General features: G+C 66.4%; 8 protein-coding genes. 5 read left to right on the top strand and 3 right to left on the bottom strand.

Annotated elements, in window-relative coordinates; all coding sequences use genetic code 11:
* Nucleotides 1-156 precede the first annotated feature (156 nt).
* Nucleotides 157-888: a S1 family peptidase gene (locus ACFXKA_RS31215; protein WP_379430025.1), complete on the bottom strand. Its 732-nt coding sequence runs from the start codon at nt 886-888 to the stop codon at nt 157-159.
* A gap of 333 nt (nt 889-1,221) precedes the next feature.
* Between ACFXKA_RS31215 and ACFXKA_RS31210 the strand changes: the two genes are divergently transcribed.
* A complete protein-coding gene (locus ACFXKA_RS31210) occupies nt 1,222-1,977 on the top strand; it encodes a MerR family transcriptional regulator (protein WP_379430024.1) in 756 nt (251 codons plus the stop codon).
* 144 nt (nt 1,978-2,121) lie between these two features.
* Here the strand turns inward: ACFXKA_RS31210 and ACFXKA_RS31205 are convergent, their stop codons facing one another.
* Both ACFXKA_RS31205 and ACFXKA_RS31200 read right to left on the bottom strand, forming a co-directional pair.
* On the bottom strand, nt 2,122-2,688 hold the full coding sequence (locus tag ACFXKA_RS31205) for a Uma2 family endonuclease (RefSeq protein WP_379430023.1): 567 nt from the start codon (nt 2,686-2,688) through the stop codon (nt 2,122-2,124).
* A gap of 238 nt (nt 2,689-2,926) precedes the next feature.
* Nucleotides 2,927-4,153: a hypothetical protein gene (locus ACFXKA_RS31200; RefSeq protein ID WP_379430022.1), complete on the bottom strand. Its 1,227-nt coding sequence runs from the start codon at nt 4,151-4,153 to the stop codon at nt 2,927-2,929.
* A gap of 314 nt (nt 4,154-4,467) precedes the next feature.
* On the opposite strand from ACFXKA_RS31200, the gene glf reads away from it, so the two are divergent.
* The 4 genes from glf to ACFXKA_RS31180 are packed head-to-tail and all read left to right on the top strand — an operon-like array spanning nt 4,468 to nt 9,162.
* Nucleotides 4,468-5,664, top strand: coding sequence for a UDP-galactopyranose mutase (gene glf, locus ACFXKA_RS31195; RefSeq protein ID WP_379430021.1), 1,197 nt, complete (start codon nt 4,468-4,470; stop codon nt 5,662-5,664).
* On the top strand, nt 5,661-7,607 hold the full coding sequence (locus tag ACFXKA_RS31190; protein WP_379430020.1) for a glycosyltransferase: 1,947 nt from the start codon (nt 5,661-5,663) through the stop codon (nt 7,605-7,607). Before glf ends, ACFXKA_RS31190 begins: the two co-directional genes overlap by 4 nt.
* Nucleotides 7,604-8,188, top strand: coding sequence for a phosphatase PAP2 family protein (locus tag ACFXKA_RS31185; protein WP_379393091.1), 585 nt, complete (start codon nt 7,604-7,606; stop codon nt 8,186-8,188). Before ACFXKA_RS31190 ends, ACFXKA_RS31185 begins: the two co-directional genes overlap by 4 nt.
* A gap of 26 nt (nt 8,189-8,214) precedes the next feature.
* The gene (locus ACFXKA_RS31180; RefSeq protein WP_354851072.1) at nt 8,215-9,162 is read left to right on the top strand and encodes a decaprenyl-phosphate phosphoribosyltransferase; all 948 of its coding nucleotides are present in this window, start codon (nt 8,215-8,217) and stop codon (nt 9,160-9,162) included.

Genomic DNA, 9,162 nt, shown 5'->3' with positions numbered 1-9,162 from the left:
GTTGGTCGCCCGCTTCTTTTTTTATCTATCCACCTAGTGTGTCTCCCCGCGCGCAACTTAAAAACCCCCCCGCACCACCCCCACCCTGCCCGCGGCCGCGGGGGGGCGCCACCGGACACCCGGCCCCCCCCCCGCGGCGTAGAACTGTCTCGGAGATCAGGCGACGTGGAAGCCCGCGCCCGCGCCGCCCTGGCTGTCGATATCGGCCAGCACGCTGCTGATATTGGTGGCCAGCTCCGGCTCGTGGATCAGGTTGCCGCCGCCGGTGCACAGCGGCAGCTCGATGCTGACCGGGCCGGCATTGAAGTCGGTGCCCGCCACCACCATGCCGATCAGCTGGTCGCCGCGCAGCACCGGCGCGCCGGAGTCACCGTGGTTGGCGCACACCTGGCTGCGGAAGTAGGTGGACCTGGTCTCCCAGACCGGGCCGCAGGTGAAGCCCGTGGTGCGGCCGTTCTTGCAGACGTTCTCACCGATCTGCGGCGGTGCGCCGACCGAGTTGATAACCGACTGCGCGACCCGGCGGGTCGGGTTCACCCGGTCCGGGTTGAACACGATGATGCCCCAGTCCATCTCCTCGCCCTTCGCGGCAATGACGCCGATGCCCCCGGAGCGGGTGTACTCGGCCGCGACGCGCGCGCCGACCTCGCCGCAGTGGCCGGCGGTCAGGCCCACGAGCTGGTTCTTGTTGTCGTAGCCGATGGCGGTGATGGTGCAGTCGTTGACCGAGCTGGAGTCGGTGAGGTCCTCGACATAGACGCCGGAACCACCGCCGAGCACCACCGGTGCGGCCGCGTCCGCGGGCCCGGCGAACAGGAGCGTGGAGCTCACGGCGGTGGCGGCCACGGCCGCCCAAGACAGAACTCGGGCGCGGCCCGCAGACAACATTGGGTTTTCCTCATCCCCCGAAATATCGAATCGTGCGCGCGCGGAAATCGGGAGTCCGGTAGCGCGCGCGAGGAGCATGTCATGCCGGCCTACCCGGCGCAAGTCTGATTGGGACCGACCGATTCGATGGCCTATTCGGAAGGCTTTGCCCGGCAACCGGTTCCGATACGGAACCGACTCGGTCGTGTCGGTGGCCCGTGATAGAAGTCCGGCAGTGGAGATCGCACCACGGGAGTGTTGTCAATCCGACGCCGCCTAGGCTTGACCTTGACGCAACGTCAACTTGCATCCTGTATTCGTCGAGGAGAACGAGGGGAAACGAAAGGCCCGAACGTGGCAGCCGAATGGTCCATCCAGGAATTGGCCAAAGTGGCCCGAACCACCAGCCGCACCCTGCGGCATTACGGTGACCTCGGGCTGCTGCCGCCCAGCCGGATCGGATCCAACGGCTATCGCTATTACGACCAGGAATCCCTCGTACGGTTGCAGCGCATCCTTTTGCTCCGGGAACTCGGCCTGGGCCTGCCGGCCATCGCCGAAGTCCTCGCCGGGCAAAAGGACACCGCTGCCGCCCTGCGCACCCATCTGGAATTGCTGAAACACGAGCAGGACCGGATCGCGCGGCAAATCACCTCGGTGCAAACCACATTGCGTAAAACGGAAGCAGGCGAGCAACTGATGGCGAACGAGGTATTCGACGGATTCGACCACGCCCGGTACCGGGACGAGGTCATCGAACGCTGGGGCAAAGACGCCTGGGAGAGTGGCGACCGCTGGTGGAACTCCATGAGCGAGGCCGAGAAGAAGGCCCACCTCCAGACCCACGTGGATATCGCCGCCGACTACGGCCGCGCCCACGCGGCCGGAGTCCCGGTCGACAGCGACGAGGTACAGGCGATCGTGCAGCGCCACTACGACTGGCTCGGTACGACCCCGACGGGCGGACCCGTCAACGCCCAGTACTTCAACGGCCTCGGTGACATGTACGTGGCCGACCAGCGATTCGCGAAGAACTATGACAAGCACGGCCACGGCACCGCCGCGTACGTCCGCGACGCGATGCGGGTGTATGCCCGCACCCGCTTGTAGTCGGAAGACCCACGACCGCAGTCCTTTCGGTCATGGCCGAAAGGACTACCGTTGGTACCGGTCCGGCAACGCGCCGATGCGATCGTGAATCGGCGGCGCCGCGGATTGCTGTGCGCGCCACAGCCTTCCGGGTAGAACCGGGGATCAGCCGCCCAGCCCGGCGAGTTCGATCTCCATATCGAACGGCTGGGCGGTCCGCAGCAACTTTCGGTGGACATCGACGGGGAAATACTGACCGGTGGTCTCGTCCAGCCGGAACGTGTAAACAGCGGGTTCGAAGTCCTCGGACTCGATTCGCCAGAAGTACGGAATCCCGGCACGGGCGTAGTCCATCGGCCGGATCATCCGGTCTTTCCGGCGAGTTCCCGGTGAGACGATCTCGACCGCGAGGTGGACTGTGGATTTCGGATAGATATTCGCCTCGGGCAAGGCGGCGGCCATGTCGATGACCAGAATGTCCGGGACGGGCGCGAAATCCTCGGTGATCTCGATCGCCTGCTCCACCTCGACCGACAGGTCCGGCGGACAGGCCGCTTCCATGGCAATGGCCAGATGCCGCTGGACGCGGTTGTGCCAGCGCGTGGCTGACGCCATCATCACGGCCACACCGTCCTCGAGTTCGAAGCGGAAACCAGGGTCGTAACCGGCCCGGATATCAGCGACGGTCAGCCCGCCTGGCGCGGTCTCGATGCGATGCGGCTCGGCTGTCACGGCACCTCCCTAAGGTTTCTACCTCAGCGTAGACCTGCACGATGGCGCATTGCGCAGCATCGCGCTGGTCTTGCCCGCGCGCCTCCCTATGTCATGCGCGTGTCTAGCCCCACACCGAATGCGGGGCCGGTCAACTGATGTACCCCACCTGTGCTGGCGTACAACCTCTCGATTGACTCGAAAAGCGAACAGCCGCCCGGTCTTTGGACCGGGCGGCTGTGCTGCTGTCAGCGGCGGGTCAGGCCGCGCACATGGACTGCATGACACCGCGCAGGATCGGCGCACCGTAGGTGGTGGGCGCGAACGCGATGGTCTCGGCCGTGCTCAGCGGGGTCAGGACGGCCGAGGCCACTCCGCTGAAGCCCGCCACCGTATTGCCGACAGTGAGCAGCAGGCTGGTGGTGTCCAGGGTGAGGGTGATGAGCGAGAAGACGTCCTCCACCTTCACATCTCCGAGCGCCACGGTGTTGAGCGCACGGCCCTCGTAGATGTCGAAGCCCAGGTTGGCCAGGAAGGTGAGCGGCCCGTAGTCCAAGGAGTCCACGATCGGACCGAGCTGCTCGGTGCGGCGCATCATCATGACGTCGGCGACCCGGTTGCTCTGCAGAAAGCCTTGCAGCGCATCGGCATTGGCGTTCACGGTCGCGGTGTCGACGGGCAGCGCGCCACTGGTGGCGAGGAAGTTGCGGGTGCGTTCGACCAGGTCGGAGGTCTTGAGCTCGGCCAGCGGGGTGCAACTGCCGTCGGCCTTGGTGAGCTGGTTGGCCAGGTCGATGAGCGGCTGCGGCACGTCCACGTGCTCATCGGGCAGGTCGAGTTGCAGCTTCTGGTAGACGCCATTGGCATCGCAGCCCAGCGACAGTTGCGACTGCACCGCGCGCGCCAGCGACTTCACGCCGTTGAACAGCGCGCCCACGATGGGCTTGAGCACGAAGCCGACGGTCGGCACCAGGCTGGCGGCGAACTGGGCCGGGATCTTCACGATCCGGGTGGCGAGGATGAACACCTCGACCACGTCGCGCACCTTCAGCTGCGAGACCGCGATGGTCTGGTGCAGCCGCCCGGTCTTGATGGCGTCGAGGTTGTTGACGATGTAGGTGACGATCGGGTCGTCGAGGAACTGGGTGCGGTCGTTCACCTCGTCCGGGCCCAGTGGCAAACCGTTGCGGTGCACGTGGATGGAGGCAACGTTCTGCCGGAAATCATCGACCGATCGGTCGTATGCGGCCTGCTGCTCGGCGGGGACCACCGTGCGGATGGCGGTGGCGGCCGCGGTGATGACGTCGTCGAAGGTGGCGGCGGTCCTGCCGCAGACGTCCCCGGCGTCGGCGATGTCGGCGGTGGTGAGGGTGTCGCCCTCGTCGGCGCGGGCCGGGGCCGCCGCACCCGGGATCAGGGCGGCCGTGCTCAGCACGGCGGTGATCGATAGCACGCCCACGAGCGGGGCGAAGCGAGCAAGGCGCATGTAATGGTCTTCCGGGTCGAGCGAACGGCACGGCCGCGCGTAGCACACGGCAACAAACTGGTCGGACGGTTAATTCGAGCGGATATGTAATACAGGTCCAATGACGCCGCTGTCTCCGCTTTGGTGAACTCTGCGCAAAACTTTTGCGACCTTTCCCAATCGCTGGGATGACCTACGACATCCGTCGGTCCGCCCGCGCGGACTCGGCCCGCCGGTCTCCGCAACACCGTGGCATCCGCCCCGCACCGGCCCAGTCGGCCCAGCGCGACGTAGCCTCAGCGCGCCTCAGGGTGCTGCCGGTAGTCTGGGCACCCGTGACCGTCGCATCCCCGTTCGATCTCATCGTCGTCGGCTCCGGCTTCTTCGGGCTGACCATCGCAGAACGCACCGCCAACCTGCTCGGCAAGCGAGTCCTGGTGGTGGAACGTCGCTATCACCTGGGTGGCAATGCGTACTCGGAGGCGGACCCGGAAACCGGCATCGAAATCCACAAGTACGGCGCCCACCTGTTCCACACTTCGAACAAGCGCGTGTGGGATTACGTCAACCAGTTCACCGAGTTCACCGGCTACCAGCACCGCGTCTTCGCCATGCACAAGGGGCAGGCGTACCAGTTCCCCATGGGACTGGGCCTGCTGTCGCAGTTCTTCGGCCGCTACTTCACCCCGGACGAGGCCCGCGCGCTGATCTCGGAGCAGTCCGCCGAGATCGAGACCCAGGACGCCACCAATGTCGAGGAGAAGGCCGTCTCGCTGATCGGCCGTCCGCTCTACGAGGCGTTCATCCGGGACTACACCGCCAAGCAGTGGCAGACCGACCCGAGGGAGCTGCCCGCCGGCATCATCACCCGCCTGCCGGTCCGCTACACCTTCGACAACCGCTACTTCAACGACACCTACGAGGGCCTGCCGAAGAACGGCTACACCGCGTGGCTGTCGAAGATGGCCGAGAACGACCTCATCGAGGTCCGCGTGGACACCGACTGGTTCGAGGTGCGTGACGAGATCCGCGCCCAGAACCCGGACGCCCCGGTCGTCTACACCGGCCCGCTGGACCGCTACTTCGACTACGCCGAGGGCGAGCTCGGCTGGCGCACCATCGATTTCGAGACCGAAGTGCTGGAAACCGGTGATTTCCAGGGCACCTCGGTCATGAATTACAACGATGCGGACGTCCCGTTCACCCGCATCATCGAGCCGCGCCACTTCCACCCCGAGCGCGACTACCCGACCGACAAGACGGTCATCATGCGCGAGTTCTCGCGCTTCGCCCAGACCGGCGACGAACCGTACTACCCGATCAACACCCCCGACGACCGCGCCAAGCTGCTGGCCTACCGGGAGCGCGCCAAGACCGAGACCACCGAGGCCAAGGTGCTGTTCGGCGGCCGCCTGGGCACCTACCAGTACCTGGACATGCACATGGCCATCGGCGCCGCGCTCAGCATGTTCGACAATGTGCTGCGCCCGCACCTGGAATCCGGTGCGCCGCTGGTGGACGTCGCCGAATGACCGCCCAACTCACGCGGGAAGACATGACCACCGAGACTCGCGCCGTATCCCTGCTCCAGCGCATCATCCTGCCCCGGCCGGGTGAACCGCTGGACGTGCGCAAGCTGTACCTCGAGGAATCCGAGACCAATTCCCGTCGCGCGCATGCCATTACGCGCACCGCGCTGGCCATCGGCGCGGAGTCGGAGGTCTCCTTCTGCACCTACTTCAACGCGGTCCCGGCCAGCTACTGGCGGCGCTGGAGCGTGCTGAAGACGGTGGTGCTGAAGCTGGAGCTGTCCGGCCACGGTCGCGTGGACGTCTACCGCTCCAAGGCCGACGGTTCGCGAATCCACGTGCAGGGCAACGAGTTCAGCACGCCCGGTGAGGGCGCGGCGGCCGCCGCCTTCGTGGAGTTCGAGGTGGATCTGGGCCCGTTCGAGGACGGCGGCTGGATCTGGTTCGACATCACCACCGACAGCCATGTCGAAATGCGCAGCGGCGGTTGGTACGCGCCGATCGAGGCGCCGGGTGAGGGCAGCATCGCCGTCGGCATGCCGACCTTCAACCGTCCCACCGACGCAGTGAAAACCCTGACCGCCCTCGGCTCCGACCCGCTGGTGCTGGAGAAGATCAAGGCCGTCATCATTCCCGACCAGGGCACCCGCAAGGTGGTCGACGAGCCCGGTTTCACCGAGGCCGCGGCCCGCCTGGCCGGCCGGCTGGCCATCCACGACCAGCCCAACCTGGGCGGTTCCGGCGGATACAGCCGGGTCATGTACGAGGCGCTCAAGACCACCGACGCCGAATACATCGTCTACATGGACGACGACATCGAGATCGAGCCGGACTGCATCCTGCGCGCGCTGGCCTTCTCGCGATTCGCCAAGTCGCCCATCCTGACCGGTGGCCAGATGCTCAACCTGCAGGAGCGTTCACACCTGCACGTCATGGGCGAGGTGGTGGACCGCTCCATCTTCATGTGGACCGCGGCCCCGAACGTGGAGTACGACCACGACTTCGCCAAGAACCCGCTGCGCGACCGCGACAACTCCAAGCTGCTGCACCGGCGCATCGACGTCGACTTCAACGGCTGGTGGACCTGCGTCATCCCGCGGCAGGTGGCCGAGGAGATCGGGCAGCCGCTGCCGCTGTTCCTCAAGTGGGATGACGCCGAATACGGTTTGCGCGCACGTGAACACGGCTACCCGACCGTCACCCTGCCGGGTGCGGCGGTGTGGCACATGGCCTGGTCCGACAAGGACGACGCCATCGACTGGCAGGCCTACTTCCACCTGCGCAACCGCCTGGTGGTGGCGTCGCTGCACCTGCCCAACGACGGCCGGCCGATGGTGGTCAACACCATCAAGGCCACACTGAAACACCTGCTGTGCCTGGAGTATTCGACCGTCGCCATTCAGAACGAGGCGATCCGCGACTACCTGGCCGGACCGGACAAGCTGTTCGAACTGCTGCCGACCGCGCTGGGCAAGGTGCACGCCATGCGCAAGGAGTACCCGGACGCGGTGATCCTGCCGTCCTCCACCGAACTGCCGCTGGCCTCGCACGCCGAGGTGGGCGCGGTCGGCGAGCCGGGCAATCCGATCGCCAAGGTGGCCCGGCTCGGCAAGGGCGTGCTGCACAACTTCCGCAAGGCCAACCTGAAGCACCATGAGACCCCGCAGCTGAATGTGCCCACGCTGGACGCGCGCTGGTTCCTGCTCTCGCAGGTGGACGGTGTCACCGTTACCACTGCCGACGGCCGCGGCGTCGTCTACCGTAAGCGGGATCCGCGAAAGGCCATGGAGCTGTTCAAGGAAGCGATGCGCCTGCGCAAGGAGCTGGCCGAGCGCTTCCCGGAGGTGCGCGAGCAGTACCGTCGCGCGCACGCGCAGCTCACGAGCAAGGCCGCGTGGGAGAACGTCTTCGGTATCGATACTGAATCAGGAAACGAACCCAAATGACCGCTGCTCATACTGCTTCCGGCCCGGACCGCGGCCTGCACGTGGTCCCGGACGCGCCGGCCGCCCCGGTCGCGTCCCCGGCCGAGGTCAAGATCATCAACCTGGTGCAGGGCACCATCGGGCAGCATCCTGCGGTCGTCAAGGCCGCGCGCGGTATGTCGCATTTCGGTGAGCACTCGCTGGGCTGGCTGGGCATCGCCGCGGCCGGAGCGCTGCTCGACAAGCCGCGCCGCCGCCAGTGGGCGGGCGTGGCCGTCGGCGCGTTCGGCGCGCACGCGGCCTCGGTGGTCATCAAGCGCATCGTCCGCCGCCCCCGCCCGCACGATCCGTCCGTGCAGGTCAACGTATCGACGCCGTCGAAGCTCAGCTTCCCGTCCTCGCACGCCACCTCCACCACGGCGGCGGCTGTGTTGCTGGGCAGGCTCACCGGGCTACCCTTGCCTGCGGTGCTCGTCCCGCCGATGCTGCTCTCCCGGGTCGTCCTCGGCGTGCATTACCCCTCCGACGTGCTGGCGGGTTCCGCGCTGGGCGCAGCATCAGCCGCAGCCGTGCTCGCCGCCGAAAAGAGACTCGCCAAGTGACAGCCCAGGAAAGAGCCACCGTTGACATGAGCGAAGAGCCGACCACCACCGACCTGGCAGAGGCGGTCATCAAGGGACCGCCGAAGACGTTGGGCGGCGGCTTGATCAAGGCCATGCGCCCCCGGCAGTGGATCAAGAACGTGCTGGTGCTCGCCGCGCCGCTGGCCGCCGGGAAGACCGCCGGCGGCACGCTCGTGATCACCGACCTGTCGGTGCTCGGGCACGTCGCCATCGCCTTCGTGGTGTTCTGCATGGCCGCCTCGGGCATCTACCTGGTCAATGACGCGCTCGACGTGGAGGCCGACCGGGCGCACCCGACCAAGCGTTTCCGGCCCATCGCGGCCGGCGTGGTGCCGGTGAACCTGGCCTACGGGCTGTCGGCGGTGCTGCTGCTCGGCTCGATCCTGTTGTCCTTCACCGCGAACTGGCATCTGGCCGTGGTGATGGCGGTGTACATCGGCATCCAGCTGGCCTACTGCTTCGGTCTCAAGCACCAGGCGGTGCTGGACATCTGCATCGTGTCCTCGGGCTTCCTGCTGCGCGCGGTCGCCGGTGGCGTCTCCTCGGATATCCATCTGTCCCAGTGGTTCCTGCTGATCATGGCGTTCGGCTCGCTGTTCATGGCGGCCGGAAAGCGCTACGCCGAGTTGAAGATCGCGCTCGACACCGGTGCCAAGATCCGCAAGTCGCTGGAGTACTACACGCCGACTTACCTGCGTTTCGTCTGGACCCTGTCGGCCACCGCGGTCGTCGTGTTCTACGGTCTGTGGGCGTTCGAGCAGGATCGTGCCAAGGACACCATCTGGTTCGCCATCTCCATGATTCCGTTCGTCATCGCCATCATGCGGTACGCGGTGGACGTCGACGGCGGCGAAGCGGGTGAGCCGGAAGAGATCGCCCTGGGGGACCGTGTCCTCCAGTTCCTCGCAGTCGCCTTGATCGGAGCCCTGGGTGTCGCTGTCTATCTCACCTGA

It is taken from the genome of Nocardia sp. NPDC059228 (assembly GCF_042754245.1).
Lineage (GTDB): Bacteria > Actinomycetota > Actinomycetes > Mycobacteriales > Mycobacteriaceae > Nocardia.
This window is presented reverse-complemented; position numbering and strand designations above follow the sequence as displayed.